Below are 26230 nucleotides of genomic sequence, written 5' to 3'. Positions count from 1 at the left end.
CATGACCGAGTCGCAAACCGCTTTCGAGCTGCTGCTGGACATCGACCGCCGCTGCCGTCTGCTGGCCGCCGACCTGCCGTCCCAGGAAACCCGCCTGCAACGTTGGAGCGGGATCGGTTTTCGCCTGGGGCTGTATTGGTATGTGGCGCCGATGGGCGAAGTCGCCGAGGTGTTGCATGAGCCACGCTGTACCTTGATGCCTGGGGTCAAACCCTGGGTCAAGGGCGTGGCCAACCTGCGTGGGCGTTTGCTGCCGGTGATGGACCTGGGCGGTTTTCTGGGGCTGGAGTTGTCCAAGGCGTGCAAGCAACGGCGGGTGCTGGTGGTGGAATTTAACGACTTATTTGTCGGGCTGCTGGTGGACGAGGTGGTGGGCATGCAGCATTTCGCGCAAGACGCATTGTTGGCGAGCGCACCTGCGGTCGCACCGTTTATCCAGGGCCAGTTCGACAGCGATCAGCTGTGGCAGGTCTTCAGCCCCTTCGCTCTGGCCCAGGCCCCAGGCTTCATGGATGTCGCCGCATGACCACCGCTACCACACTCAAACCGCAAGCCGCCTCGCGCAGCCGCTCGCAGATCATCGTGCTGTTTATTGCGCTGATCGTGTTCATCATGCTGCTGTTCGCCAACTTCGCGTACCTCAACACCCAGTCCACCTACGACAAGCAGTACATCGGCCACGCCGGTGAGCTGCGCGTGCTGTCCCAACGCATCGCCAAGAACGCCACCGAAGCCGCGGCTGGCAAGGCTGCCGCGTTCAAGTTGCTGGGCGATGCGCGCAACGACTTCGCCCAGCGCTGGGGCTACCTTAAAAAAGGCGACACCGAGACCGGCCTGCCGGCTGCGCCCAGTGCAGTACGCGCCGAGATGCGCGCCGTGCAGACCGACTGGGAAGCGCTGCTGAAAAACACCGACGCAATCCTCGCCAGCGAGCAGACCGTGCTGTCGTTGCACCAAGTAGCCGCAACCCTCGCCGAAACCGTGCCGCAATTGCAGATTGAATCGGAGAAGGTCGTCGACATCTTGCTGCAACGCGGCGCCCCGGCCAGCCAGGTGGCATTGGCACAGCGTCAGTCGCTGCTGGCCGAGCGTATTCTTGGCGCCGTCAACACGGTGCTGGCCGGTGACGAAACCGCCGTGCAGGCTGCCGACGCTTTTGGTCGCGATGCCAACCGCTTCGGCGTGGTACTCAATGGCATGCTCAACGGCAACCCAGGCTTGCGCATCACTCAGGTCGAAGACCACGACGCGCGTGCGCGGCTGGCGGAAATCGCTGAGTTGTTCGAGTTTGTCTCCGGCTCCGTGGATGAAATCCTCGAAACCTCGCCGCAGCTGTTCCAGGTGCGCGCCTCGGCGAGCAACATCTTCAACCTGTCGCAAACCCTGCTCGATGAAGCCTCGCACCTGGCCACCGGCTTTGAGAACCTCGCCAGTGGGCGCAGTTTCGACACCATCGGCGGTTACGTGCTGGGCCTGTTGGCGCTGGCTTCGATCATCCTGATCGGCCTGGTGATGGTGCGCGAGACCAACCGCCAGTTGCATGAAACCGCCGAGAAAAACGAGCGCAACCAGAACGCGATCATGCGTCTGCTCGATGAAATCGAAGACCTGGCCGACGGCGACCTCACAGTGACGGCCTCGGTGACCGAAGACTTCACCGGCACCATCGCCGACTCCATCAATTATTCCGTGGACCAACTGCGCGATCTGGTTGCCACCATCAACCTCACCGCTGGCCAAGTGGCCGGCGCAGTGCAGGACACCCAGGCTACCGCCATGCACCTGGCCCAGGCCTCGGAGCATCAAGCCCAACAAATTGCCGAAGCGTCCACGGCGATCAACCAGATGGCCCAGTCCATCGACCAGGTCTCGGCTAATGCCGCCGAGTCCTCGGCGGTGGCGGAGCGCTCGGTGGAAATTGCCAACAAAGGCAACGAGGTGGTGCATAACACCATCCACGGCATGGACAACATTCGCGAACAGATCCAGGACACCGCTAAACGCATCAAGCGTCTGGGCGAATCGTCCCAGGAAATTGGCGACATCGTCAGCCTGATCGATGACATCGCCGACCAGACCAACATCCTCGCCCTCAACGCCGCGATTCAGGCGAGTATGGCCGGGGATGCCGGGCGCGGGTTTGCGGTGGTGGCCGATGAGGTGCAACGGCTGGCGGAGCGTTCATCGGCCGCCACGCGGCAGATTGAAACCTTGGTGCGGGCGATCCAGACCGACACCAACGAAGCGGTTATTTCCATGGAGCAGACCACTACCGAAGTGGTGCGTGGTGCACGGCTGGCCCAGGATGCCGGGGTGGCGCTGGAAGAGATCGAAGGTGTGTCGAAAACCCTGGCGGCGTTGATCCAGAGTATTTCCAATGCGGCGCAGCAGCAGACGTCGTCGGCGGGGCAGATTTCCTTGACGATGAACGTGATTCAGCAGATCACCACGCAGACGTCGTCGGGCTCCACAGCTACCGCCGAAAGCATCGGCAACCTGGCGAAAATGGCCAGTCAGTTGCGCAGGTCGGTGTCGGGTTTCACGTTGCCACCGCCAAAACAGGTAGACGATTGAAATGCTATCCAAATGTGGGAGCGGGCTTGCTCGCTCCCACATTGGATCTCCTTTTGATTTGAGATCTTGGCAACACCAGCAATTCACGAATTCTAAGCGGAGCAGTTATGGTTGATCGGCACGACTACGTGGCCCTCGAATGGGTCAAGGGCGACATTGCCGAAACCCTGAAACAGGCCCGTTCGGCGCTGGACGCGTTTGTTGAAACTCGCGACAGCGACGCCATCGCCGAGTGCCTGGCCAGCATCCATCAAGTGCACGGCGCGCTGCAAATGGTCGAGTTCTATGGCGCGGCCCTGCTGGCTGAAGAAATCGAGGCACTGGCCCTGGCCCTGCAAGCCGAGCGCGTCGGCCAGCGTGATGAAAGCCTCCGCCTGCTGCAACAAGCCCTTGGCCAACTGCCGCTGTACCTCGACCGCGTGCACAGCGCCCGCCGCGACCTGCCGCTGGTGGTGTTGCCGTTGCTCAACGACCTGCGTAGCGCGCGTGGCGAAAGCCTGCTGTCGGAGACCAGCCTGTTCAGCCCGCAACTGTTGTCGATTGCGCCGTTGCCCGATGAGGCCTTGGCCCAGCGCACGCTGCCGGACCTTCACGAGCAACTGCGCCAGTGGCACCAGCTTCTGCTGCAGGCGTTGGCCGGTTTACTGCGCGAAGACCACGGCCCCAGCAACCTGGAAGACATGGCGCGGGTATTCGCGCGCCTCGAAGCGCTGTGCCAGGGCGCGCCGCTGCTGCCGTTGTGGCAAGTCACCTCGGCGCTGGTCGAAGGCATGCTCACCGGCGTGATCGCCAACAGCCCGTCGCTGCGCAGCCTGCTCAAGGCCAGTGACAAGCAACTCAAGCGCCTGCTCACCCAGGGCATCGGCGGTATCAACCAGCCTGCGCCGGATGAACTGCTCAAGAGCCTGTTGTTTTATGTGGCCAAGGTCTCCCGGCCGACGCCGCGCATGCAAAGCCTCAAGGAACGTTACGGCCTGGATGAAGCCTTGCCCGACAGCGCCGTGGTAGACGCCGAGCGCGCGCGCCTGGCGGGGCCGGACCGCAATGCCATGGGCTCGGTGCTAGGCGCGTTGTGTGAGGAACTGGTGCGGGTCAAGGAGCGCCTCGACCTGTTCGTGCGCAGCGACCGCCAACACACCCACGACCTCGACGCGTTGCTGGCGCCGCTCCGGCAGATCGCCGACACCTTGGCGGTGTTGGGTTTCGGCCAGCCGCGCAAAGTCATCATCGACCAGCTCGCCGTGGTGCTGAGCCTGGTCCAAGGCCAACGCGAGCCCAATGACGCGGTGCTAATGGACGTCGCTGGCGCCTTGCTCTACGTCGAAGCCACGCTGGCGGGCATGGTCGGCACCGTCGAACCGCAAAGCCGCGAAGAAAGCCGCCTGCCCACCACCGACTTGACCCAGATTCACCAACTGGTGATCCGCGAATCCTGCCAGTGCCTGCGCCAGGCCAAAGAGCTGGTGATCGACTGCATCGAAGCCGATTGGGACCGCCAGCGCCTGGAGTCTCTGCCGGAACTGCTGAGCCAGGTGCGCGGCGCGTTGGCGATGATTCCGCTGCCACGTGCGGCGAGCCTGATGCGCGGCTGCACCGATTATGTTGATGAAGAGCTGATGGTGAATGAGGCCGAACCGCCGCAAGCGCAACTGGCGCATTTTGCCGATGTGATCAGCAGTCTGGAGTATTACTTGGAACGAATGCTCCAGGACCCCGACGCCGCTGGCGAGCGGGTGCTGGAATTGGCCACCCAAGGCCTGGCGGCACTCGGCTATTTGCCCGCCGCCAAACCTTGGCGCCAGGCGCTGGTGGCGCCGGATGGCGCACTGTCCAGCGAGATCACGCCGAGCCAATCGCAGTTCGATGCTCTGGCCAGCCCCACCTCGCGCCTGAACCCGCCGGCCCAGCAGCGTCCGGGCAGCCTGCTGCCGCCGCCCTCTGGCGAAGAGCCCATTGACGATGAACTGCGCGATGTCTTCCTTGAAGAAACCAACGAAGTCCTCGACGTGCTGCATCGCTATTTGCCCAACAGCGCCGACAAAGCCGCTCAAGGCGAAATGCGCCGTGCCTTCCATACCTTGAAAGGCAGCGGCCGCATGGTTCGCGCCCTGGTGCTTGCCGAGCTGGCCTGGGCCGTGGAAAACCTGCTTAACCGCGTGCTTGAACGCAGCGTGACCCTCGGCCCTGACGTGCAACAGGTGCTGGAGGAGGCCGTGGCCCTGCTGCCGGAACTGATCGCCGACTTCGCGGCCGACGACCAGCGCCAGCGCGATGAAGTCGACGCCCTGGCTGCCCGTGCCCACGCGTTGGCCAGCGGCACTGAGCCGGCCGCGGAGCCCCACGACCCGATGCTGATGGAGATCTTCCGCAACGAAGCCCAGAGCCACCTGGAAAGCCTCAACCACTTCTTGCAACAAGCCGCCGAGCATGTGCCGCTGCAAGTCAGCGATGAACTGCAACGCGCCCTGCACACCCTCAAGGGCAGCGCCCACATGGCCGGCGTGTTGCCGATAGCCGAATTGGCGCGGCCGCTGGATCACCTGACCCGCGAATACAAAGCCCATCGACTGCCGCTGGACCTGGATGAAGTGGAGTTGCTGCTGGAAGCCGAAGGCCTGTTCCGGCGCGGCTTGCGTCAACTTCACAACGACCCGCTGGTGCCGATTAAGGGCGCGCAGGATCTGATCAGTCGCACCCAAAGCCTGCTCGACCAACAACTGCAAGCCCTACTCGACGCGCCCAACACCGGCTTGCGCATCAAGCGCGACCCGCAGCTGATTACCAATTTTCTGGCCCAAGGCATGGACATCCTGCTGGACGCCGAAAGTCTGCTGCGCCGCTGGCAGCAGCACCCCGGCGAACGTCAGGAGCTGACCGCGCTGCTGGATGAGTTGACCACCTTGGGTGAGGGCGCACACATCGCCGACCTGCACGCCATCGATGAACTGTGCGAAGCCTTGCTTGATCTGTATGGCGCCGTGGAAGAGAGCAGCCTGGCGGTCAGCGAACGGTTTTTCCATGAGGCCGAACAGGCCCATGAAGCGTTGATCAACATGCTCGACCAACTCGCGGCAGGCCAGGAAATCAGCCCGGCACCGGCGCGGGTAGAAGCCCTGCACGAACTGCTCGATGACGCACTCGACCCGTCCGCCACCGGCCTGATCAAAAGCGACGGCAGCCGCGCCCTGAGCATCTCGGAACTGGGCGCCGCCACGGCACAATTGGGCCAGGACACGGCGATGGACGACGAGATCGTCGCGATCTTCCTGGAAGAGGCGGTGGACATCCTCGACAGCGCCGGGCAGTCGCTCAAACGCTGGTTGTTGGAGCCGGATAGCGCCGCACCGTTGTCGTCGTTACATCGGGATATGCACACGCTCAAGGGCGGCGCGCGCATGGCCGAAATCGGCCCGATTGGCGACCTGGCCCATGAGCTGGAATGCCTTTACGAAGGCTTGGTGGACCGCCGCTACAGCTACTCAACCGAACTGTCTCAAGTATTGATGGCCAGCCATGAGCGGCTGGCCTTGCAGTTGGATGAACTGCAAGGCCGCCAGCCCTTGAGCGACTCCAGCGATTTGATCGCCCAACTGCGCGAGTTACGCAATAGCAGCATGCCCGCTACGCCCGCTGCGGTGGCGGAAGCGGCGACGGCTGATCCTGAGTTGCTGGATATCTTCCTCGAAGAAGCCGCCGATATTCTCGACAGCTCAAGCAGCGCCTTGCTGCGCTGGCAGGCCGAGCCGAGCAACCGCCAGGAAGTGGAAACCCTGCTGCGCGACCTGCACACCCTCAAGGGCGGCGCGCGCATGGTTGAGATCGGGCCGATTGGCGATCTGGCCCATGAGCTGGAGTTTCTCTACGAAGGGCTCTCTGCGGGTTTGCTCGTGCCGTCGCCGGAGCTGTTCGCGTTGCTGCAAGGCTGCCATGACCGCCTGGCGCAGATGATCGACGCGGTGGAGGGCGGGTTGCCGGTGGGGTCGGTGGACAAGCTTATCGAACGCATCAAAAGCCTGGTGCATCCGGGTGATGAACCCCTCGCGCCGGTAGCCTTGCCGGCCGGCAAAGCCGAAGCGGCGGTGGACCCCGCCGCCGACATGGTGAAAATTTCCGCCGATTTGCTCGATGATTTGGTCAACCTGGCCGGTGAAACCTCGATCTTCCGGGGCCGTATCGAACAACAGGTCAACGACGCGCGCGTGGCGCTCAACGAGGTCGAAACCACAATAGAGCGCATGCGCGACCAACTGCGCCGCCTCGACACCGAAACCCAGGGCCGCATCCTCAGCCGTCAGCAGGCCGAGGCCGAGCGCCTGGGTTACGAGGAGTTCGACCCGCTGGAAATGGACCGCCACTCGCAGTTGCAGCAGTTGTCGCGCGCGCTGTCCGAATCGGCCTCCGACCTGCTGGACCTCAAGGAAACCCTAGACCGCCGCAACGGGGACGCGCACAACCTGTTGCAGCAACAGGCGCGCATCAACACCGAGTTGCAAGAAGGCCTGATGCGCACGCGTATGGTGCCGTTTGAACGCATGTTGCCGCGCCTCAAGCGCATCGTGCGCCAGGTGGCGGAGGAGTTAGGCAAGGACGTTGAATTTGTGGTCGGCAACGCCGAAGGCGAGATGGACCGCAACGTGCTGGAACGCATGGTGGCGCCGCTGGAACATATGCTGCGCAACGCCGTCGATCATGGCCTGGAATCCCGCGAGGCGCGCGTGCTCGCCGGTAAGCCAGAGAAGGGCCGTATCAGCCTGGAGCTGACCCACGAAGGCGGCGACATTGTCTTCGACATGCGCGACGACGGTGCCGGTGTGCCCCTGGATGCGGTGCGGCGCAAGGCAATCAAGCGCGGCTTGCTCGCGCCTGACCAAGACATCAGCGATCGCGATGTGTTGCAGTTCATCCTTCAGCCGGGCTTCTCCACGGCGGAAAAAATCACCCAGATTTCCGGGCGCGGCGTGGGCATGGACGTGGTGCACGAAGAAGTGCGCCAGCTTGGCGGCTCGATGTTCATCGACTCGACGCCGGGCGCGGGTGTGCACTTTCGCATTCGCCTGCCGTTTACGGTGTCGGTCAACCGGGCACTGATGGTGCAATGCGCGGACGATCAATACGCGATTCCGCTCAACACTATTGAAGGTCTAGTGCGGGTGCTGCCCCACGAACTGGCTGGGCATTATCAACAAGACCCGCCGCGTTATGAATACGCCGGCCAGCGCTATGAACTGTTCTATCTGGGCGACTTGCTGCACACCGTCGCCCGGCCGAAACTGCTGGGCCAGTACCAACCGGTGCCGGTGCTGCTGGTGCAATGCAACGAACGGCGCGTAGCGGTGCACGTGGATGCTATGGCCGGTACGCGCGAGATCGTGGTAAAGGGCTTGGGGCCGCAGTTTGCTGGCGTGCAAGGGTTGTCCGGGGCGACCATTCTGGGCGATGGCCGCGTGGTGTTGATCATCGACTTGCTGGCGCACATTCGCGCACGGCAACCGGCGTTGCCAGCGCAGGCGGTCGACGCGCCGTTGATCCTCAACGACCCGCTGAAAAAACGTCCGCTGCTGGTGCTGGTGGTGGACGACTCGGTCACCGTGCGCAAAGTCACCAGCCGCCTGTTGGAACGCAACGGCATGAACGTACTCACCGCCAAAGACGGCATCGACGCGATAGCCCTCCTCGAAGAACACACCCCGGACCTGATGCTGCTCGACATCGAAATGCCGCGCATGGACGGCTTCGAAGTGGCCATCCAAGTGCGTAACGACCCACGGCTGATGCGCCTGCCGATCATCATGATCACCTCGCGCACCGGCCAAAAACACCGCGACCGCGCCATGGCCATTGGCGTCAATGACTACCTCGGCAAGCCGTATCAAGAGTCGGTGCTGCTGGAAAGCATCGCCTACTGGAGCAAGTCCCATGCTTGACCACCGCACCAGCCAACTCACCGGCCTGCTGTTGCCCCTGGCCGACCGCCACCTGGTGCTGCCCAACGTCGCCATCGCCGAACTGATCGACTTCCAGCGCGGCGAACCCGCCAGTGATGCCCCGCCGTGGTACCTGCGGCAAGTGACCTGGCGCGACCGGCAGTTGCCGTTGATCAGCTTTGAAGCGGCGTGCGGTGAAGCCAGCGTGACCGGGGAGCGTTCGCGAATTGTGGTGTTGAACGCGCTGGGTGGGCGGCCAACGTTGAAGTTTATTGCGATGGTGATTCAGGGGATTCCCCGCTCGTACAAACTCGATAGCCAGTTGAGTTACGTGGATGTGCCGCTGTGCCCGCTGGAACTGGCGGCGGTGCAGGTGGGCGAGCATGTGGCGAAGGTGCCTGACCTTATGGGGCTTGAAGCCTTGTTGGTGGAGTCCGGTCTGGCCTGACTGCGATGATCGTTCCCACGCAGAGCGTGGGAACGATCGAATCAAGCTAGGTGGGATCCTTCGGATTTTTCCCGCAAGATTTCGGGCTGTGCATGAACTTGTTGCGGGTAGTCATGGCGGCTAGTCTTCGAAAAAACGGTGACACGGACGTGCAAGTCCGAGAAATCTGTTTAGGCGTTCAAGACGCCTAGATTCAAAGGCGTTCCTCAATGATTCGTTTAGGAACCGCACATCATGTCGAATTCGTCCTCGTCCAATATTTTCACCGTTAACCCAGATCAAAACACCGAAGCTCTACTGGTCAACGCCAGCGAAACCTTATCGTCGCTAAACGCCATGACCTGCAATCTTGCCTTCAACCTGGACACCTCCCAGCGCGCAATCATGCTCGGCATTCAGCAAATGGCCGAGTTGGGTCAGTTGCTGGTCGATAGAGCGCTGGAACAAGTCAGCCCTGCACCGGAAGGTTAAATCGGTCCCTGTTTGGGACCGCTATCGAACACCCACCACCGAACAAATGTGGGAGCGGGCTTGCTCGCGAATGCAGGGTGTCAGTCGGTAAATGTGTAACTGACCCACCGCATTCGCGAGCAAGCCCGCTCCCACATTTTGATCTTCATTCGGCTCGAATCCAGTTGATCGTTCCCACGCTCAGCGTGGAAATGCATCTTGTGACGCTCCGCGTCACCTTCGCTCACGACTCACGACTCACGACTCACGAATTGCGCTGACTGGCGGAGCGCGGAGTGTCCCAAGCGGCGTTCCCACGCTGAGCGTGGGAACGATCAAATTGTTTGATCGCTGTGCCGCTGGATCGTTAGGGGGACTGACAGTTTACTGGTCGGGCCACCTTGAAGCGTATTCTCTGTTACTCGAATGCTAAGTGAGAAGGTTATCACTTCCAAGAAAGTATTTTTTGCTACACTCCGAGTTTTAAAGGTAAAGAAACTCGCGGAAGGGCCGATAAAGATTTATCTTTTTGGTCGGAGCTGTGAGATTATAATGTTTTCTTTCAATATATTTGTTGAAGCGTTTCAGGCTATATTCAATAGTTCTAAGTTTACGCTGACATTAATCGTATGGGGCGGTGTGATCGTAGCCACTTGTGCGGTGACTATGAGTGATTTGAACTCGTCGCGCAGGAAATTGTGGAGTTTTGTTATTTCTGCAATCGGTGCGGTGGGTATCATGTTGCATCTGGAAAGTTTTGAGGGGCTTAGCGATGCTGAAGTCTCAACTAGAGTTGTTATGACTAACTTTGTTGTGATGACTCTAGGTGGGCTAGGCTCAGGTCTTCTTGGTCTCGCGATAATCGCTGGGCCTGATAAAGAGGATCCTGCCAAATTCAGAAATGCGCTGTACAGTGTTTTTGAGCAGATCTATTTTTTTATAGTTCTTTCATCTTTGATAGTGTCCGTATTGTGCCATACGCCGATTTTTTCAGGATCACGGTTTTTCACAGACGCTCAATGTGACGGCATACTTGTTGTCTTAGTGAGCGCAATTTTCGGTTGCTTGCTGAGTGCATGTCGATCAAAAAAAGCTCGACTGGACGACTGGATTAGCGTTTTTCTATTCTTGTTTTTACTGATTGTTTTGGCTATTTACGCCAATGCGTTGACGGATGTGTGGATACAGCTCAAAGAGTGGGTAATCGTGATAAGTATAGTGTTAGGTCTCTTCGTTAGAGCGCTAGCAAAGTACTATCGTAATAAAGCGCTTCAAGTATCTACTGATCTGCAAGCTCTTTAAAAAGCCCAGTAAACGCTCCCTCGAACCATTACCCTGAGCGTAATGATTCGGCGGAGTGCTTGATTGATGCCCCCCGGATTCACTCCTAAGGTAAGCCCACGACAGCAAACCCCGTGGAGCGACCATGACAACAACCATCACCCCCGACTCGCGCTGGACGCGGCGGCGCGACGAGAAGCAGCGGCGCCTCGGGTTGGTCAAAAAGTACGCAGACGGGGCGGTGTTGCCCAGCGACAAAATCGTCGAGTCCCTGGAAGCCCTGATACTGCCTGGCGACCGCGTGGTGCTGGAGGGTAACAACCAGAAGCAAGCCGATTTCCTCTCGCGCTCCCTGGCCAAGGCCGACCCGGCCAAGCTCCACGATTTGCATATGATCATGCCCAGCGTCGGCCGCTCCGAGCACCTCGACCTGTTTGAAAAGGGCATCGCGCGCAAGCTGGATTTCTCCTTCGCCGGCACCCAATCCCTGCGCATCAGCCAGTTGCTGGAAGACGGCTTGCTGGAAATCGGCGCGATCCACACGTATATCGAACTCTACGCACGGCTGGTGGTGGACCTGATCCCCAACGTCGTGCTCTCGGCCGGTTTCATGGCCGACCGCGCCGGTAATATCTACACCGGCGCCAGCACCGAAGACACTCCCGCGCTGATCGAACCCGCCGCGTTCAGTGATGGCATCGTCATCGTGCAGGTCAACCAGTTGGTGGACGACGTGACCGACTTGCCGCGTGTCGACATCCCCGCCAGTTGGGTGGATTTTGTGGTGGTGGCCGACAAGCCGTTCTACATCGAGCCACTGTTCACCCGCGACCCGCGCCATATCAAGCCGGTGCATGTGCTGATGGCGATGATGGCGATCCGTGGGATCTACGAAAAACACAATGTGCAGTCACTTAACCACGGCATCGGCTTCAACACCGCCGCTATCGAATTGATCCTGCCCACCTACGGCGAGTCCCTCGGTCTTAAAGGCAAAATCTGCCGCAACTGGACCCTCAACCCCCACCCAACCCTGATCCCCGCGATCGAAAGCGGCTGGGTCGAAAGCGTGCATTGCTTCGGCACCGAGTTGGGCATGGAAAACTACATCGCCGCGCGGCCGGATGTGTTCTTCACCGGCCGCGACGGCTCGATGCGCTCCAACCGGATGTTCTGCCAACTGGCAGGCCAGTACGCGGTGGACCTGTTTATCGGCGCCACCCTGCAAGTGGACGGCGACGGGCATTCCTCTACCGTGACCCGTGGCCGCCTGGCGGGTTTTGGTGGCGCGCCGAACATGGGCCACGACCCGCGTGGTCGTCGCCATGGCACCCCGGCCTGGCTGGATATGCGCCACGATGACGCGCCGGAGGCTCTGCTCGAACGCGGCAAAAAACTCGTGGTGCAAATGGTCGAGACCTTCCAGGAAGGCGGCAAACCGACCTTCGTCGAAACCCTCGACGCGGTGGACGTCGCACGCAAAAGCGGCATGCCCCTGGCGCCGATCATGATCTACGGCGACGACGTCACCCACCTGCTCACCGAAGAAGGTATCGCCTACCTGTACAAGGCGCGCTCTCTGGAAGAGCGTCAGGCGATGATCGCCGCTGTCGCCGGCGTCACCGCTATCGGTATGCGCCACAACCCCAAGGACACCGCGCGCATGCGCCGCGAAGGCTTGATCGCGTTGCCCGAAGACCTCGGCATCCGCCGCACCGATGCCACGCGCGAGCTGTTGGCCGCCAAGAGCGTGGCGGACTTGGTGGAGTGGTCCGGTGGCTTGTACAACCCGCCCGCCAAGTTCAGGAGCTGGTAAATGCGCGCTCTCAAACTGCATGAAATAAGCCTCGCTGATCGCCTGGCGGATAGGGCCGTCGAGGCGTTGATCGATGAGGCTGACCTGTCGCCAAAACCTGCCTTGGTCGACCGTCGCGGTAACGGTGCCCATAGCGATTTGCACTTGGGCCTGATGCACGCTTCGGCGCTGTCGCTGTGGCCGATGTTCAAGGAAATGGCCGAAGCCGCACTTGAGTTCGGTGAAGTCGGTTTGCCCCTGCGCGAAGCCCTCGGGCGTATCGGTCGTGAAGGTGAACAGGCAATGCTCACCACCACCCACGGGGTGAACACCCATCGCGGCGCGATTTGGGCCCTTGGCTTGCTCACCGCTGCTGCGGCGCTGGAGCCACGCGCCGTTACGCTGACGGCGGCCAAACTGGCCCTGCTCAACGACCGCTACGCCCCGCAGCCCCTGAGCCACGGCGCCCAAGTCGCCCAGCGCTACGGTGCACGCGGCGCCCGTGAAGAAGCGCAACAGGGCTTCCCGTCCGTGGTGCAACGCGGCTTGCCGCAACTGCACAAAAGCCGCGAGCAAAATGCAGGCGAACAGAACGCGCGCCTGGATGCGTTGCTCGCGATCATGACCGACCTGGCTGACACCTGCGTGCTCTACCGCGCCGGAACCGAAGGCCTACACACCATGCAACGCGGCGCCCAAGCCGTTCTGGATGCGGGTGGCAGCGCGACTCTCGCCGGTCGCCGCCAACTGCATGAACTCGACCAGCAATTACTGGCCCTGAATGCCTCCCCTGGCGGCGCCGCCGACCTGTTGGCCGCCTGCCTGTTTATCGACCGCCTCGACGGAGCGTTGTGATGGAAACCTTATCCTTTGAATTCCCAGCCGGGCAGCCGCCTAAAGGCCGCGCACTGGTGGGTTGTGTCGGCTCCGGCGACCTCGAAGTGCTGCTGGAACCGGGCACGCCCGGCAGGCTGACCATCCAGGTGCAAACCTCCGTCAATGGAGCGCAGCAACGTTGGCAGCACTTGTTCGAACGGATCTTTCAGGAGCAGACGCCACTGGCCCTGAACATTGATATCCACGATTTCGGCGCCACCCCCGGCGTGGTGCGCTTGCGCCTGGAGCAAGGCTTCGAGGAGATCGGCCATGACTGACTTGCTCAACAAACACAGTTTCGTTGAACTCGGTGCGCGGCAACGGGCCAAGGCCTTGTTGGACGCCGGCACTTACCGCGAGCTGATCGATCCGTTCCAGCGCGTGATGTCACCGTGGCTCAGCCGCCAAGACGTGGTGCCCCAGGCCGATGACGGTGTGGTGATCGCCAAGGGCAGCATTGCCGGATTGCCGGTGGTGGTTGCGGCTATCGAAGGCAACTTCCAGGGCGGCAGCCTCGGTGAGGTCGGCGGCGCGAAAATCGCCGGTGCGTTGGAACTGGCGGCTGAAGACAACCGCAAGGGCATCCCGACCCGCGCCGTGCTGCTGCTGGAAACCGGCGGCGTACGCCTGCAGGAAGCCAACCTCGGGCTTGCTGCAATTGCCGATATCCACGCGGCGATTGTCGACTTGCGCCAGTACCAGCCGGTGATCGGCGTGGTGGCGGGCAGCGTCGGTTGCTTTGGCGGCATGTCCATTGCTGCCGGGTTGTGCAGCTACCTCGTCGTCACCCGTGAAGCACGCCTGGGCCTGAATGGCCCGCAGGTGATCGAGCAGGAAGCAGGCCTGGAAGAATACGACTCCCGCGACCGCCCCTTTATCTGGAGCCTGACTGGCGGCGAGCAACGCTTTAACAGCGGTTTGGCCGACCGTTATGTGGCGGACGATGTGGCGCAGATCCAACAGACCATTACCGCGCTGTTGCAACAAGGGTTGCCCGAACACCCGCGCAGCCGTCAGGTCGATTTCTATCTGTCGCGCCTGGCCGAACTGGACGCTGCGCCGCAAATCGACGCGGCCACGGTGCGCGACCTGTATCAAGGAGACCGCTCATGAGAGGGTTGCTGTGGTTTAACGCATTGAGCAACGGCGCCACACCCGTTGACGGTTTGCCGGCGTCGCTGAAAGTCGCCGATGGCGTATTAGGCGAACACGCCGTGCGCTTTATCGCCGTGGTCACCGACGCGCACAACCGCTTCGCGCGGGCGCGCAATGGCGAAGTCGGCCTGCTCGAAGGCTGGGGTTTGGCCAAGGCCGTGGACGACGCCATCGCCCGTGGCGACAAGCGCCCGATCATTGCCATCGTCGATGTGCCCAGCCAAGCCTATGGCCGCCGCGAAGAAGCCCTCGGCATCCATCAAGCCCTGGCCGCCGCCGCTGATAGCTACGCCCGCGCTCGGTTGGCCGGGCACCCGGTGATTGCGCTGTTGGTGGGCAAGGCCATGTCCGGCGCGTTCCTCGCCCATGGCTATCAGGCCAACCGCATGATCGCCCTGCGTGACCCCGGCGTGATGGTGCACGCCATGGGCAAGGCTTCGGCGGCGCGGGTGACCCTGCGCAGCGTCGAGGAGCTGGAAACCCTGGCCGCCAGCGTGCCGCCCATGGCCTACGACATCGACAGTTATGCCAGCCTCGGTTTGCTCTGGGAAACACTGTCGGTCAGCCAGATAGAGCAACCTACGGCGGACGATGTGGTGCGGGTCAGTGATTGCCTGCTCAGTGCGATCAAAAATATCGACGGTCGTGATTTGAGCGGCCGCCTGGGCGCCACCAATCGAGAAGCCTCCAGCCGCGTGCGCCAACTGCTGCGGGAGCAATGGTGAACGCCCACGATTTGCTCTGGGGCATGACCCCGGCGCACCTGTCCGCCGACGCTCCGGCTTGGGTGTTGGAGGCTATCAACGCTGGTCACCCGGTGGTGGTGCGTCGCGCCGTCGTCGAGCCGGGCCAGGTGGCGGTCGGCGTGCGGGGGCGGTTGCGTGAGCAGCGTTTTGCGACGCTGATGCCCCGCACGGCGGTGCAGCGGCGAGTAGTGCCCGAGGCGCTGCGCGGGGTGACTTCATCGCGCGATTTACCGGCGTTGCGCGCGCTTGATCTACTGCGGCCGATGTTGGCGCAAGAGACGTGGGGCATCACGGGCAGCGCGGGTTTTGAGTTGGCCAGCGGGGTTGAGGCGCTGCATGAACAGAGCGATCTGGATTTGATTCTGCGTACGCACGAGCGGTTGGAGCGCTGTGATGCCAAGGATCTGCTGGCTATTCTGGACACCGCGCCATGCGCCGTGGACCTGCAACTGCAAACCCCGTTTGGCGCCGTCGCTTTGCGCGAATGGGCGGGCGGATCACGGCGGGTGCTGCTGAAAACCGCTAGCGGCGCGCATTTGGTGGTTGATCCGTGGCAGGCCGTGGCATGAGCAGCCTTTTGGTATTTCCGGGGCAGGGCGCCCAGCGCACGGGCATGCTCCAGGCGCTGCCGGCCGATGTCTTGGAACAAGCCAGTGACGCTTTGGGTGAAGACGTTCGCACGCTCGATTCAGCGCAAGCCTTGGCGAGTACGCGCGCCGTTCAGCTATGCCTGCTGATCGTCGGCGTCGCCCATGCCCGCCAACTGCAACACACGCCGGATTATGTGGCGGGCCTGTCCATCGGCGCCTACCCGGCAGCGGTTATCGCCGGAGCGCTGGATTTTGCCGACGCGATAAAACTGGTCAGCCTGCGCGGCGAGCTGATGCAAAACGCTTATCCACAGGGCTACGGGATGACCGCGCTCATCGGCCCTGAGTTATCCACCGTCGAAACCTTGCTGGCAGATATCCACAGTGCGCAAACCCCGGTGTACTTGGCCAACATCAACGCCGACAACCAAACCGTGATTGCCGGTAGCGATGAGGCGATGAAGCGCGTCGCAGCACGCATCAAAGGCAACGGCATCGCCAAGCGCCTGGCCGTCAGCGTGCCGTCCCATTGCGCGCTGCTGGAGGCGCCTGCCCAGGCACTGGCCCAAGCGTTCGTGACGCTCAAAGCGCCGCGCATTACCTACCTGAGCAGCACCCGCGCGCGGCCGATCCACAACCCTGAACAGCTGCGCGACGACCTGGCCTTCAACATGTGCCGCGTTGTCGATTGGCGCGGCACCGTGCAAAGCGCATACGAGCGTGGCGTGCGCTTGCAAATCGAACTGCCGCCGGGCGCGGTGCTGACCGGCCTGTCACGCCGTGTCTTCGAACAGGGCACGGTGATCGCCTGCGAAGGCGCACGCCTGGACACCCTGCAGGCTCTGCTGCAAGAGGAGGAGCGCCGCCACCGATAAAGCATTACCCAAGGCTTTCGAAGCACAAAAACAACAATTTCGATGAAGCACTTTGAGGAAAAACACGATGATTATTTACGGTGTAGCGTTTCTAGCGTTTTGTACGCTGGTGGGGCTGTTTGTGGGCGAGGTGCTGGGTAAGTTACTGGGCATCCCTGCCAACGTTGGTGGCGTGGGTATCGCCATGTTGTTGCTGATCGGCCTGGGCAGTTATTTGCAAAAACGCGGCCTGTTTGTCGGCACATCCGAGCAGGGCCTGACGTTCTGGGCGGCGATTTACATTCCTATTGTTGTCGCCATGGCGGCCCAGCAAAACGTCTACGGCGCGATCAAGGGCGGCCCTATGGCGATTCTGGCGGGCACGCTTGCAGTGGTGTTGGGCTTTGCCTTAGTGCCGGTGCTGTCACGCATCGGCAACCGTGAGCCGCGCGCGGTTGTTCCCACCAAAGAAGCCGGGTGATCGTCATGTACGAATCGATGATGAAAGTGATCACCGGCTACGGCCTGATCAGTGGTTTTGCCGTGATCGGCCTGACTATGTGGGTGTCCTATTGGATCTCCAATCACCTTACCAAAGGCCGTCTGCACGGCTCGGCCATCGCTATTTTGCTTGGGCTGACGCTTTCTTATGTCGGTGGCGCATTTACCGGTGGCGCTAAAGGGGTGGTGGATATTCCGTTGCTGTCGGGCATTGGCTTGTTGGGCGGTGCAATGCTGCGGGACTTTGCGATTGTCGCCACGGCGTTTGGGGTGAGTGTCGATGAACTCAAACGCGCCGGCTATGCCGGTGTGCTAGCACTGTTTGTTGGCGTGGGTTCATCGTTTATCGCCGGGGTCGGCGTGGCTATGGCGTTCGGTTATACCGATGCGGTGAGTCTGACCACGATCGGCGCCGGCGCCGTGACCTATATTGTCGGGCCGGTCACCGGTGCGGCGATTGGCGCCAGCTCCGAAGTGATGGCGCTGTCCATTGCTGCCGGGTTGATCAAGGCAATTCTGGTGATGGTCATGACGCCGTTCGTGGCACCGTTGATCGGCCTTAACAACCCTCGCAGCGCAGTGATTTTCGGAGGCTTGATGGGCACCTCCAGCGGCGTGGCCGGCGGGTTGGCGGCAACCGATCCGAAACTGGTGCCGTATGGCTGCCTCACCGCAGCGTTTTATACGGCGCTGGGGTGTTTGTTGGGGCCATCGTTGTTGTTTCTGATCGTGCGTGGATTGGTGGGTTAGGCGCCCCGATTGGCGTACATCCGACATTCTGCGAGCAAGGCGAGCAAGTTCGGATCGCGCTCCTTGGCCCTCAGAAACATCACGCCAATATGCTGCTGCAACCGATACCTGGGTTGCAGCGGTATGAGCTTTACGCGGTTCTCATACACCGCCGCAATCCGCCCTGGCAGCAACGCATAACCCACGCCTGAGCTGACCATGCTCAACAAGGTGAAGATGTCATTGACCTGCATGGCCACCTTCGGCTCGAAACCCGCCTGCTTGAACACCCGGTTGCCATCCTGATGCGTGGCGAAGCCTTGGGTGAGGGTGATGAAGGTGGCGTCGCGCACGTCGGCCAGGTCGATTTCCTGCTCGCGGTCGAACGGCGAGTCGGCCGGGGTGGCGAGAAAGATGTCGTCAGAAAACAGTGCGATCTGCTCGCAGTCGAGGTCGTTGGCATGTTCGTCGAGGGAGATCAGGATCGCGTCGACTTCCATGTTCTTGAGCTTGTAGAGCAGGTCGAAGTTGGAGCCCAGGATCAGGTCAATATTGAGTTCGCTACGGCGTATTTTCAGGCCCATGATCAGCTGCGGTACGGTTTTGACCGTCAGCGAATACAGCGAGCCGAGCTTGAAGCGCTCAGCCGAGAAACCGGCGGCTTCGCGGGTCAGGCGCACGCTGTCGACCACCTCGGCGACCAGCTTTTGCGCGCGTTCTTCCAGCACGTAGGCGCTTTCCAGCGGGGTGAGGTTACGTCCTTCGTGCTTGAACAGCGGGCAGCGCAGCGCGTTTTCCAGCGAATGGATGGCGCGGTGCACGCTGACGTTGCTGGTTTGCAGTTCGGCGGCGGCGCGGGCCAGGTTGCCGGTGCGCATGAACGCCAGGAAGATCTCGAGTTTCTTGAGGGTGAATTCTTCGTCGATCAGCATGGCCGTGGCTCTTATTCGAATGCGCTCGATTGTGCCCCTAAAACCCGTTCACTCCCAGCCATGCACTGCACCGCCACTTGGCATAGGCCAAACCTGCGCACGCGGTGATCAACGGGGGAACAGGTACCGCCTGCACACGGTCACAACCGCACCCGCCAAGCTAAGCAGGCGTCGGCCGAAGAGAATGCCGACGTTGGCGAATTTGGGGCCCAGGCATGAAGCGAATCATCTATCGGCGTATGCGTTTGGGAAAATGAAGAAAAGGTTGTTACCTGCCGAGCCGCCCAGCGCGTCAGAATGCAGGTAGCACAACCAAGTGGTAACCGTTATTCGAGGTAAGTGACACATGTATCACGGGGAACGATTTAACGCCTGGAGCCATTTGGCCGGGGCCGTTGCAGCTTTTGTTGGCGCAGTGTGGATGTTGGTGGTGGCAAGCCTGGACGGCAGCCCCTGGAAGATCGTCAGCGTGGCGATTTATGGCGTTACGCTGCTGGTGTTGTACAGCGCGTCCACCGTCTACCACAGCGTGCGCGGGCGACGAAAAGAGATCATGCAGAAGGTCGACCACTTTTCGATCTACCTGCTGATCGCTGGCAGCTACACGCCGTTTTGCTTGGTAACGCTACGCGGGCCGTGGGGCTGGACGCTTTTCGGGATCGTGTGGGGGCTGGCGGTGATCGGCATCCTGCAGGAGATCAAGCCACGCTCCGAGGCACGCATCCTGTCGATCGTGATCTACGCGGTGATGGGCTGGATCGTGTTGGTGGCAGTCAAACCACTGCTTGCTGCGTTGGGCACGGCGGGGTTTGTGTGGCTGGCCTCGGGCGGGGTGTTGTACACCGTCGGCATCATCTTTTTTGCCCTGGAGGATCGCCTGCGCCATTCCCATGGCATCTGGCACTTGTTCGTGATCGGCGGCAGCGTGCTGCATTTTGTGGCGATCATGCATTACGTGCTGTAACAGGCAGCGCGGTTAAAAAATGTGGGAGCGGGCTTGCTCGCGAATGCGGTGTATCAGTGACGGATGAAGTGGCTGACACGCCGCATTCGCGAGCAAGCCCGCTCCCACATTAGTTTTGTGGTGTTCTCATAAGCGTTCCAGCAGTTCACGCGCGCGCTTGCCGAAAATCTGCAGCAAGTTCGCCAGCATATGCGGCGGCGGTTCATCGGCACGGGTCAGCGCGTACAGGGTGATCGGCAGCGGCGGGGTAAGCGTACGGATGCAGGTAGTGGCCGTCGATGCGCCGAGGGCGGTGAACGGGTCGATCACGGTCAAACCGGCGCCGGACTCCACCATGGCCCGGGCCAGGGAATAGGTCTGTACGGAAATGGTCACCCGCGGCGGCGGGTCGACATTTTCCAGGTAACTGTCGAGTTTGGCCGCCAACGGGTCGGCGCTGGACAAGCCAATCAACGGCGCCCCCGCCAGATCGGCCAGTGGCAGTGGTTGGTGCAATTGCGCCTGCGGCCAATAGCCTTTTGAAGCCAACGCCACCAACCCCCCATTGGCCAATACTTGCGTGGTCAAGCCGGGGTGGCCGGAGAAGTTGAGGGTCAGTGCCAGGTCGATCTCACGCATCAACAGTTTCTGTACCAACTCGCGACTGTGGTCGCTGGACAGCTCACAGGCGATGTCCGGGTAGTCGCGCGTCCACTCCAGAATCGCCGGCGGCAGCAGCGACAGGGCCAGCGCCGGAATGGCGCCAATCCGTACACTTTGCCCAGGTTCACGGCGCAGGCTCTTGGCCAGGCGCCGCACGCCTTGCAGGCTTTGGGTGACTTTCTCGACTTCGCTTTCCAGCGCCAGGGCTTCAGGGGTCGGCTGCAGTTTACCGCGCACGCGCAGAAACAATGGGAACCCCAGTTGCTGCTCGGCGTGCTGCAACACCTTAGTCACAGCGGGTTGCGAGACGTGCAGCAACTGCGCGGCGGCGCTGACGGAGCCGGTTTGGCGAATGGCCTGGAAGATTTCGATGTGACGCAAACGCATGGTACGTCCATAACCTTTGTTTATAGGTGACCCATCTTTATTCATTGTCGCTGGCCTGTCACCTGCCCCTACGCTCGAGGCCTATTCATTCAACGGTAGGCGGTGGGCATGGCCAAGCGTATTTGCATCATCGGCGGTGGCGTCATCGGTTTGGCGAGTGCCTACGCACTGGTGCGTGAAGGCCATGAGGTGACGTTGATCGACGCACGCGACAGCCTGGGCAGCGAAACCAGTTTCGCCAACGGTGGGCAACTGTCGTACCGCTATGTCGCGCCATTGGCCGACAAAGGTGTGCCGTTGCAAGCCATCGGCTGGCTGCTGCGCGGTGATTCACCATTAAAGCTGCGCCCACGCCTCGACCCTCAGCAATGGCGCTGGATGGCAGCCTTTATCGGGGCCTGCCGTGGTTCGGTGAACCAACGCAATGCGGCTCACCTGCTGCGTCTGGCATGCCTGAGCCAAGCCACGTTGCAGCAGTGGCGCGAGAATGACCGACTGGACGGCTTCGACTGGCGGCGCAACGGCAAGCTGGTGACCTTTCGCAGCGCCGCTACTTTTGAGCGTGCGCGCAGCAAGGTCACCGATATTCTGCAACAGCAGGTGCTGTCGGCCACCGATTGCGTGCGGCTGGAGCCAGCGTTGTCCGGTGACGGTTTTATCGGCGGTATTTACACGCCGAATGAAGAAGTGGCGGACTGTCACGCCTTCTGCCAGCGCCTGGCCGCGCGCCTTGAGGCCTCGGGGCATTGCCGCTTTTTGTTGGGGCGTAAGGCCACAGGCATTCGTTGCGCCGACGGTGCGGTGCAGGCTGTTGTGTTGGGCGATGAAATAATGCCGGTCGAGCAGCTTGTACTCGCTGCTGGGCATCGCAGTGCCGACTTCGTGTTGCCAGGGTTGTCACTGCCGCTGTATCCGCTCAAGGGCTATAGCCTGAGCGTGCCAATCGGTGCACAGCACCAGGCACCGAATGTGAGCATCACCGACTACGACCGTAAGATCGTCTACGCGCGTATCGGCGAGCAATTGCGTGTAGCCGCGATGGTCGACATTGTGGGCTTCGACGCCAGCCTTGAGCCCAAGCGCCTGGCGCTGATCAAACGCCAGGCGCTGGAGACGTTCCCTTTGGCTGGCGACTACGACCAAGCGGTTGAGTGGGCTGGCATGCGCCCGGCTACGCCAACCGGGGTGCCGCTGATTGGCGCCAGCGTTTATCGCAACCTGTGGCTGAACCTGGGCCACGGCGCGCTTGGCTTTACCCTGGCTTGCGGCAGCGGCCAACTGCTGGCCGAGCTGATCGGCCAACACGTACCTTCTATTGATATGCAGGGCTTGGCGCCTCGCGCGGCTTGATTCGTCACACCACCAACGGAGAATAACAATGAAAAAAATCCTGTTGACCGGCTGCACCCTGATGCTTTTTTTTGGCGCTCAGGTTCAGGCGAATGACGCACCCTTGGACGGCACGTTGAGCAAGATCGCCAACGCCAAGTCCATCACCCTGGGTTACCGCGATGCATCGGTACCGTTTTCCTACGTCGGCGATCACAGCGGCAAACCTATGGGCTACTCAGTAGAGCTGGCGAGCAAAATCGTCGAGCGGATTCAGCAGAGGACCGGCGTGGCCAACCTTAACGTGAAGTACAACCTGGTGACGTCCCAAACCCGTATTGCGCTGGTGCAGAACGGCACTGTGGACCTGGAGTGCGGTTCCACCGGTGTGACCGCCGAGCGACAAAAACAGGTGGCGTTTTCCTACGGTTTTATCTACGTGAAAGGCCAGTTGCTGACCGCCAAGGACAGCGACATCAACGGCTTTGAAGACCTCAAGGGTAAGAGCGTAGTGACCACCGCCGGCACCACCAATGAGCGTTTTCTCAAGAGCTACAACGCCGAACACCGCAGCGCTATGTCGGTGATCAGTGCCAAGGACCACGGCGAAGCTTTCAAGATGCTCGAGACCGGCCGTGCGGCGGCGTTCTACATGGATGACGCGCTGCTTTACGGCGAGCGCGCCAAGGCCCGTGACCCGCACCGCTGGGTGGTGGTGGGTAAAGAGCAGTCACGGGAGATCTACAGCTGCATGCTGCGCAAGGACGACCCGCAGTTCCTCGCGGTGGTCAACGAGACACTCGGCGAGCTGTACCGCTCGGGGGAGATCAACGGGATCTACCAGCGCTGGTTTGAACAGCCGATTCCGCCCAAGGGCCTGAACCTGGAGTTCCCGATGACCACTGAGCTGAAGGCGATTATTGCCAGGCCGGTGAGTGATCCGGTGGACTGATAACCGCCTTCCACATTTGAATTGGGTTTGCAAAAGTTGGTTAGAAATCGCCCCACAGTTGCTGGGCGACGGCCAGCGCGACTACGGGCGCCGTTTCGGTGCGCAACACACGCGGGCCGAGGCGGGCGGCGTGGAAACCGGCGCCTTGGGCGGTGTCGACTTCGTTATCGGTTAACCCGCCTTCAGGCCCGATCAGGAACGCCAGGCTGGCAGGCTTGGCATGGCTGATCATCGGCTCGGCCACTGGGTGCAGCACCAGTTTTAACTCCGCCTTGGTGTGCTTCAACCAGTCGGCCAGCAACAGCGGTGGGTGAATCACCGGCACCGTTGAACGCCCGCATTGCTCGCACGCGCTGATCGCCACCTGACGCCAGTGCAGCAGGCGTTTATCGGCGCGTTCGTCCTTGAGGCGTACTTCGCAGCGGTCGCTGAATATCGGTGTGATCTCATTCACGCCCAGTTCGGTGGCTTTCTGGATCGCCCAATCCATCCGCTCGCCCCGGGACAGGCCCTGACCGAGGTGGATGTGCAGCGGGGACTCAGTCTGGCCCGCGAAGCTTTCGGTGAGTTGCACGCTGACGCGTTTTTTACCGACCTCCAGCAACGCGCCGAGGAACTCTTGGCCTGAGCCGTCGAACAGTTGCACGGCGTCGCCTTCGCCCATGCGCAAGACACGGCTGATGTAGTGCGCCTGGGCTTCGGGCAATTCGTGCTCGCCGAGGCTCAGCGGGGTGTCGGTGAAAAAGCGGGACAGTCTCATTTCTGTTCTCTGGAGAAGGTTGTGCACAGCGGGCGCGGAGCGTCCTGGGCTGCATTTCCACGCAGAACGTGGGAATGATCAGGTAGTGACCGTCAGCCTGGATCGCGGAAGCCTGGGTGGAAGTCTTTAGGTACCGCCACGCTGACTTTTTTGTTGGTGGCGATATCAATGCCTTCACTGGCGACCTCGGCCAAAAAGTCGATCTGCTCTGGCGTGATCACATACGGCGGCAGGAAATACACCACGCTGCCCAACGGCCGCAACAGTGCGCCACGTTCCAGGGCGTGTTCGAACACCTTCAGGCCACGGCGTTCTTGCCATGGGTAGGCGGTCTTGGTGGCTTTGTCCTGCACCATCTCGATGGCCAGCACCATGCCGGTCTGGCGCACTTCCGACACGTGCGGATGGTCCACCAGGTGTGCGGTGGCCGTGGCCATGCGCTGGGCCAGGGCCTTGTTGTTTTCGATGACGTTGTCTTCTTCGAAAATATCCAGGGTCGCCAGCGCCGCGGCACACGCCAGCGGGTTGCCGGTGTAGCTGTGGGAGTGCAGGAAGGCGCGCAGGGTCGGGTAGTCGTCGTAGAACGCATCGTAGACATCGTCGGTGGTGACCACGGCCGCCAGCGGCAAGTAGCCGCCGGTGAGGGCTTTGGACAGGCACAGGAAGTCCGGGCGGATACCGGCCTGTTCACAGGCGAACATCGTGCCGGTGCGGCCAAAGCCTACGGCGATTTCATCGTGGATCAGGTGTACGCCATAGCGGTCGCAGGCCTCGCGCAGCAGCTTGAGGTACACCGGATGGTACATGCGCATGCCGCCGGCGCCCTGAATCAGCGGTTCGACGATCACGGCGGCGACCGTGTCGTGGTTGTCGGCCAGGGTCTGTTCCATGGCCAGGAACATGCTGCGCGAGTGTTCTTCCCAGCTCATGCCCTCGGGGCGCAGGTAGCAATCCGGGCTGGGCACTTTGATGGTGTCGAGCAGCAGCGCTTTGTAGGTTTCGGTGAACAGCGGCACGTCGCCCACCGACATCGCGGCGATGGTTTCGCCGTGGTAACTGTTGGTCAGGGTGACAAAGCGCTTCTTGTTCGGCAGGCCACGGTTGAGCCAGTAGTGAAAGCTCATCTTCAGTGCGACTTCGATGCATGACGAACCGTTATCGGCATAGAAGCAGCGGGTCAAACCTTCAGGCGTCATTTTGACCAGGCGCTCGGACAGCTCGATCACCGGCTGGTGGCTGAACCCGGCGAGGATCACGTGTTCCAGTTGGTCGACCTGGTCTTTGATGCGCTGGTTGATGCGCGGGTTGGCGTGGCCGAACACGTTGACCCACCAAGAACTGACGGCGTCGAGGTAACGCTTGCCTTCGAAGTCTTCCAGCCACACGCCTTCCCCGCGCTTGATCGGGATCAGCGGCAGTTGCTGGTGGTCTTTCATCTGGGTGCAGGGATGCCATAGCACCGCGAGGTCGCGTTGCATCCACTGGTTATTCAAGCCCATCGGTTATCTCCTCGAAGCGGTCCTGCGGCAAGCGCAGGCGTAACAATCGCGCAAGCCTATGCAATGCCAGGCTGTGTCACAACCCATTACGGACGAATTCGCAGTAAACGCGGGACGGTCTGTCACGTTTCTTAGGAATAGTCCTTAATCCATTGTTAACGTACTGTGCATAACCTCTTGATCGTATTTCTCGATATTTCAAAGCGAAATTTTCCGCTTTAATTCGATAGGTAAATCGCTAGTCTTGGGCACAGTTCTTACGGGATTTGGGACATGCAGCTACGTAATTCACCGGCCCGCTATGGTTGGGTCAGTATGGTTTTGCACTGGGGCGTGGCCCTGGTGGTGTTCGGTTTGTTTGCGCTGGGCCTGTGGATGGTCGGTCTCGACTACTACAGCGCCTGGCGCAAAGACGCGCCTGACTTGCACAAGAGCATTGGCATCACGCTGTTCGCCATCATGCTGGTGCGCATTGTCTGGCGTCTGGTTAGCCCGCCGCCGCCACCGTTGGCCAGTTACAGCCGCTTGACCCGTATCGGGGCTGCGTTTGGCCACGCTTTCCTTTATCTCGGGCTGTTTGCCGTGATGATTGCCGGTTACCTGATTTCCACCGCCGACGGTGTCGGCATCCCGGTGTTTGGCCTGTTTGAGATTCCTGCCATGGTTTCCGGGCTACCGGACCAGGCAGACACCGCCGGTGTGGTGCACTTGTACCTCGCCTGGGTGTTGGTGGTCTTCGCCGGTTTGCACGGCGTGGCTGCGTTGAAACACCACTTTATTGATCGTGATGTGACCCTGACGCGAATGCTGGGGCGCAAAGCCTGATGTTCAACCTCGACTCA

23 protein-coding genes are annotated in these 26230 nt (G+C 61.1%); 19 read left to right on the top strand and 4 right to left on the bottom strand.

The features are described 5' to 3' along the window. The first annotated feature begins 1 nt into the window (after position 1). From FW764_RS22075 to madM, 15 genes are all read left to right on the top strand, one after another. Entirely contained in the window at positions 2-526 is a 525-nt protein-coding gene (locus FW764_RS22075) for a chemotaxis protein CheW (protein ID WP_446435702.1), read from the top strand. After that, positions 523-2574 carry a methyl-accepting chemotaxis protein gene (locus FW764_RS22070; RefSeq protein WP_446435701.1) on the top strand — a complete coding sequence of 684 codons (2052 nt, stop codon included), beginning with the start codon at positions 523-525 and terminating at the stop codon, positions 2572-2574. The genes FW764_RS22075 and FW764_RS22070 overlap by 4 nt, the downstream gene beginning before the upstream one ends. A gap of 107 nt (positions 2575-2681) precedes the next feature. After that, a complete protein-coding gene (locus FW764_RS22065) occupies positions 2682-8498 on the top strand; it encodes an Hpt domain-containing protein (RefSeq protein ID WP_446435700.1) in 5817 nt (1938 codons plus the stop codon). Next, positions 8491-8946 carry a chemotaxis protein CheW gene (locus tag FW764_RS22060; RefSeq protein ID WP_094949146.1) on the top strand — a complete coding sequence of 152 codons (456 nt, stop codon included), beginning with the start codon at positions 8491-8493 and terminating at the stop codon, positions 8944-8946. The genes FW764_RS22065 and FW764_RS22060 overlap by 8 nt, the downstream gene beginning before the upstream one ends. Positions 8947-9180: 234 nt before the next feature. After that, entirely contained in the window at positions 9181-9417 is a 237-nt protein-coding gene (locus tag FW764_RS22055; protein ID WP_130908723.1) for a DUF6124 family protein, read from the top strand. A 531-nt stretch (positions 9418-9948) separates the two neighbouring features. Then, on the top strand, positions 9949-10698 hold the full coding sequence (locus tag FW764_RS22050) for a hypothetical protein (protein ID WP_446435699.1): 750 nt from the start codon (positions 9949-9951) through the stop codon (positions 10696-10698). 124 nt (positions 10699-10822) lie between these two features. Continuing rightward, positions 10823-12493, top strand: a complete 1671-nt coding sequence (gene mdcA, locus FW764_RS22045) for a malonate decarboxylase subunit alpha (RefSeq protein WP_446435698.1) — start codon at positions 10823-10825, stop codon at positions 12491-12493. Next, entirely contained in the window at positions 12494-13327 is an 834-nt protein-coding gene (locus FW764_RS22040) for a triphosphoribosyl-dephospho-CoA synthase (protein WP_446435697.1), read from the top strand. Next, on the top strand, positions 13327-13626 hold the full coding sequence (locus tag FW764_RS22035) for a malonate decarboxylase subunit delta (protein ID WP_446435696.1): 300 nt from the start codon (positions 13327-13329) through the stop codon (positions 13624-13626). Before FW764_RS22040 ends, FW764_RS22035 begins: the two co-directional genes overlap by 1 nt. Continuing rightward, positions 13619-14461, top strand: a complete 843-nt coding sequence (locus FW764_RS22030; protein WP_446435695.1) for a biotin-independent malonate decarboxylase subunit beta — start codon at positions 13619-13621, stop codon at positions 14459-14461. Before FW764_RS22035 ends, FW764_RS22030 begins: the two co-directional genes overlap by 8 nt. Beyond that, complete coding sequence (gene mdcE / locus FW764_RS22025) at positions 14458-15228, top strand: biotin-independent malonate decarboxylase subunit gamma (RefSeq protein WP_446435694.1); 771 nt, start codon at positions 14458-14460, stop codon at positions 15226-15228. Before FW764_RS22030 ends, mdcE begins: the two co-directional genes overlap by 4 nt. After that, complete coding sequence (locus FW764_RS22020; RefSeq protein WP_446435693.1) at positions 15222-15818, top strand: malonate decarboxylase holo-ACP synthase; 597 nt, start codon at positions 15222-15224, stop codon at positions 15816-15818. Before mdcE ends, FW764_RS22020 begins: the two co-directional genes overlap by 7 nt. Further along, a complete protein-coding gene (gene mdcH, locus FW764_RS22015; protein WP_446435692.1) occupies positions 15815-16714 on the top strand; it encodes a malonate decarboxylase subunit epsilon in 900 nt (299 codons plus the stop codon). The genes FW764_RS22020 and mdcH overlap by 4 nt, the downstream gene beginning before the upstream one ends. 67 nt (positions 16715-16781) lie before the next feature. After that, on the top strand, positions 16782-17174 hold the full coding sequence (madL, locus tag FW764_RS22010) for a malonate transporter subunit MadL (protein WP_446435691.1): 393 nt from the start codon (positions 16782-16784) through the stop codon (positions 17172-17174). A 5-nt stretch (positions 17175-17179) separates the two neighbouring features. Next, the gene (gene madM / locus FW764_RS22005) at positions 17180-17944 is read left to right on the top strand and encodes a malonate transporter subunit MadM (protein ID WP_446435690.1); all 765 of its coding nucleotides are present in this window, start codon (positions 17180-17182) and stop codon (positions 17942-17944) included. Here the strand turns inward: madM and FW764_RS22000 are convergent. After that, a complete protein-coding gene (locus FW764_RS22000; protein ID WP_446435689.1) occupies positions 17941-18855 on the bottom strand; it encodes a LysR family transcriptional regulator in 915 nt (304 codons plus the stop codon). The genes madM and FW764_RS22000 overlap by 4 nt on opposite strands. A 346-nt stretch (positions 18856-19201) precedes the next feature. Between FW764_RS22000 and trhA the strand changes: the two genes are divergently transcribed. Continuing rightward, positions 19202-19819, top strand: a complete 618-nt coding sequence (gene trhA, locus FW764_RS21995; protein ID WP_446435688.1) for a PAQR family membrane homeostasis protein TrhA — start codon at positions 19202-19204, stop codon at positions 19817-19819. 126 nt (positions 19820-19945) lie between these two features. Here the strand turns inward: trhA and FW764_RS21990 are convergent, their stop codons facing one another. Further along, a complete protein-coding gene (locus FW764_RS21990; RefSeq protein WP_446435687.1) occupies positions 19946-20848 on the bottom strand; it encodes a LysR family transcriptional regulator in 903 nt (300 codons plus the stop codon). Between the two features lie 108 nt (positions 20849-20956). Between FW764_RS21990 and FW764_RS21985 the strand changes: the two genes are divergently transcribed. Together FW764_RS21985 and FW764_RS21980 are read left to right on the top strand one after the other, a co-directional pair. Further along, a complete protein-coding gene (locus tag FW764_RS21985; protein WP_446435686.1) occupies positions 20957-22198 on the top strand; it encodes a D-amino acid dehydrogenase in 1242 nt (413 codons plus the stop codon). Positions 22199-22226: 28 nt separating this feature from the next. Continuing rightward, positions 22227-23129 (top strand): transporter substrate-binding domain-containing protein, encoded by a 903-nt coding sequence (locus FW764_RS21980; RefSeq protein WP_446435685.1) that lies wholly within the window; start codon positions 22227-22229, stop codon positions 23127-23129. 40 nt (positions 23130-23169) lie between these two features. Here FW764_RS21980 and FW764_RS21975 read toward each other — a convergent pair whose 3' ends face one another. Together FW764_RS21975 and FW764_RS21970 are read right to left on the bottom strand one after the other, a co-directional pair. Next, the gene (locus FW764_RS21975; protein ID WP_446435684.1) at positions 23170-23889 is read right to left on the bottom strand and encodes a 16S rRNA (uracil(1498)-N(3))-methyltransferase; all 720 of its coding nucleotides are present in this window, start codon (positions 23887-23889) and stop codon (positions 23170-23172) included. 92 nt (positions 23890-23981) lie between these two features. After that, on the bottom strand, positions 23982-25388 hold the full coding sequence (locus tag FW764_RS21970; protein ID WP_446435683.1) for an adenosylmethionine--8-amino-7-oxononanoate transaminase: 1407 nt from the start codon (positions 25386-25388) through the stop codon (positions 23982-23984). Between the two features lie 273 nt (positions 25389-25661). On the opposite strand from FW764_RS21970, the gene FW764_RS21965 reads away from it, so the two are divergent. Further along, positions 25662-26213, top strand: coding sequence for a cytochrome b (locus FW764_RS21965; protein WP_446435682.1), 552 nt, complete (start codon positions 25662-25664; stop codon positions 26211-26213). The last annotated feature ends 17 nt before the right edge of the window (positions 26214-26230 follow it).

This window comes from Pseudomonas sp. 1152_12 (assembly GCF_052850675.1).
This window is presented reverse-complemented; position numbering and strand designations above follow the sequence as displayed.

Excerpts from the sequence above, each read along its gene's own strand:
- FW764_RS22075 (WP_446435702.1), top strand. The coding sequence starts at position 2 with ATGACCGAGTCGCAAACCGCTTTCGAGCTGCTGCTGGACATCGACCGC.
- FW764_RS22070 (WP_446435701.1), top strand. The coding sequence starts at position 523 with ATGACCACCGCTACCACACTCAAACCGCAAGCCGCCTCGCGCAGCCGC.
- FW764_RS22065 (WP_446435700.1), top strand. The coding sequence starts at position 2,682 with ATGGTTGATCGGCACGACTACGTGGCCCTCGAATGGGTCAAGGGCGAC.
- FW764_RS22060 (WP_094949146.1), top strand. The coding sequence starts at position 8,491 with ATGCTTGACCACCGCACCAGCCAACTCACCGGCCTGCTGTTGCCCCTG.
- FW764_RS22055 (WP_130908723.1), top strand. The coding sequence starts at position 9,181 with ATGTCGAATTCGTCCTCGTCCAATATTTTCACCGTTAACCCAGATCAA.
- FW764_RS22050 (WP_446435699.1), top strand. The coding sequence starts at position 9,949 with ATGTTTTCTTTCAATATATTTGTTGAAGCGTTTCAGGCTATATTCAAT.
- mdcA (WP_446435698.1), top strand. The coding sequence starts at position 10,823 with ATGACAACAACCATCACCCCCGACTCGCGCTGGACGCGGCGGCGCGAC.
- FW764_RS22040 (WP_446435697.1), top strand. The coding sequence starts at position 12,494 with ATGCGCGCTCTCAAACTGCATGAAATAAGCCTCGCTGATCGCCTGGCG.
- FW764_RS22035 (WP_446435696.1), top strand. The coding sequence starts at position 13,327 with ATGGAAACCTTATCCTTTGAATTCCCAGCCGGGCAGCCGCCTAAAGGC.
- FW764_RS22030 (WP_446435695.1), top strand. The coding sequence starts at position 13,619 with ATGACTGACTTGCTCAACAAACACAGTTTCGTTGAACTCGGTGCGCGG.
- mdcE (WP_446435694.1), top strand. The coding sequence starts at position 14,458 with ATGAGAGGGTTGCTGTGGTTTAACGCATTGAGCAACGGCGCCACACCC.
- FW764_RS22020 (WP_446435693.1), top strand. The coding sequence starts at position 15,222 with ATGGTGAACGCCCACGATTTGCTCTGGGGCATGACCCCGGCGCACCTG.
- mdcH (WP_446435692.1), top strand. The coding sequence starts at position 15,815 with ATGAGCAGCCTTTTGGTATTTCCGGGGCAGGGCGCCCAGCGCACGGGC.
- madL (WP_446435691.1), top strand. The coding sequence starts at position 16,782 with ATGATTATTTACGGTGTAGCGTTTCTAGCGTTTTGTACGCTGGTGGGG.
- madM (WP_446435690.1), top strand. The coding sequence starts at position 17,180 with ATGTACGAATCGATGATGAAAGTGATCACCGGCTACGGCCTGATCAGT.
- FW764_RS22000 (WP_446435689.1), bottom strand. The coding sequence starts at position 18,855 with ATGCTGATCGACGAAGAATTCACCCTCAAGAAACTCGAGATCTTCCTG.
- trhA (WP_446435688.1), top strand. The coding sequence starts at position 19,202 with ATGTATCACGGGGAACGATTTAACGCCTGGAGCCATTTGGCCGGGGCC.
- FW764_RS21990 (WP_446435687.1), bottom strand. The coding sequence starts at position 20,848 with ATGCGTTTGCGTCACATCGAAATCTTCCAGGCCATTCGCCAAACCGGC.
- FW764_RS21985 (WP_446435686.1), top strand. The coding sequence starts at position 20,957 with ATGGCCAAGCGTATTTGCATCATCGGCGGTGGCGTCATCGGTTTGGCG.
- FW764_RS21980 (WP_446435685.1), top strand. The coding sequence starts at position 22,227 with ATGAAAAAAATCCTGTTGACCGGCTGCACCCTGATGCTTTTTTTTGGC.
- FW764_RS21975 (WP_446435684.1), bottom strand. The coding sequence starts at position 23,889 with ATGAGACTGTCCCGCTTTTTCACCGACACCCCGCTGAGCCTCGGCGAG.
- FW764_RS21970 (WP_446435683.1), bottom strand. The coding sequence starts at position 25,388 with ATGGGCTTGAATAACCAGTGGATGCAACGCGACCTCGCGGTGCTATGG.
- FW764_RS21965 (WP_446435682.1), top strand. The coding sequence starts at position 25,662 with ATGCAGCTACGTAATTCACCGGCCCGCTATGGTTGGGTCAGTATGGTT.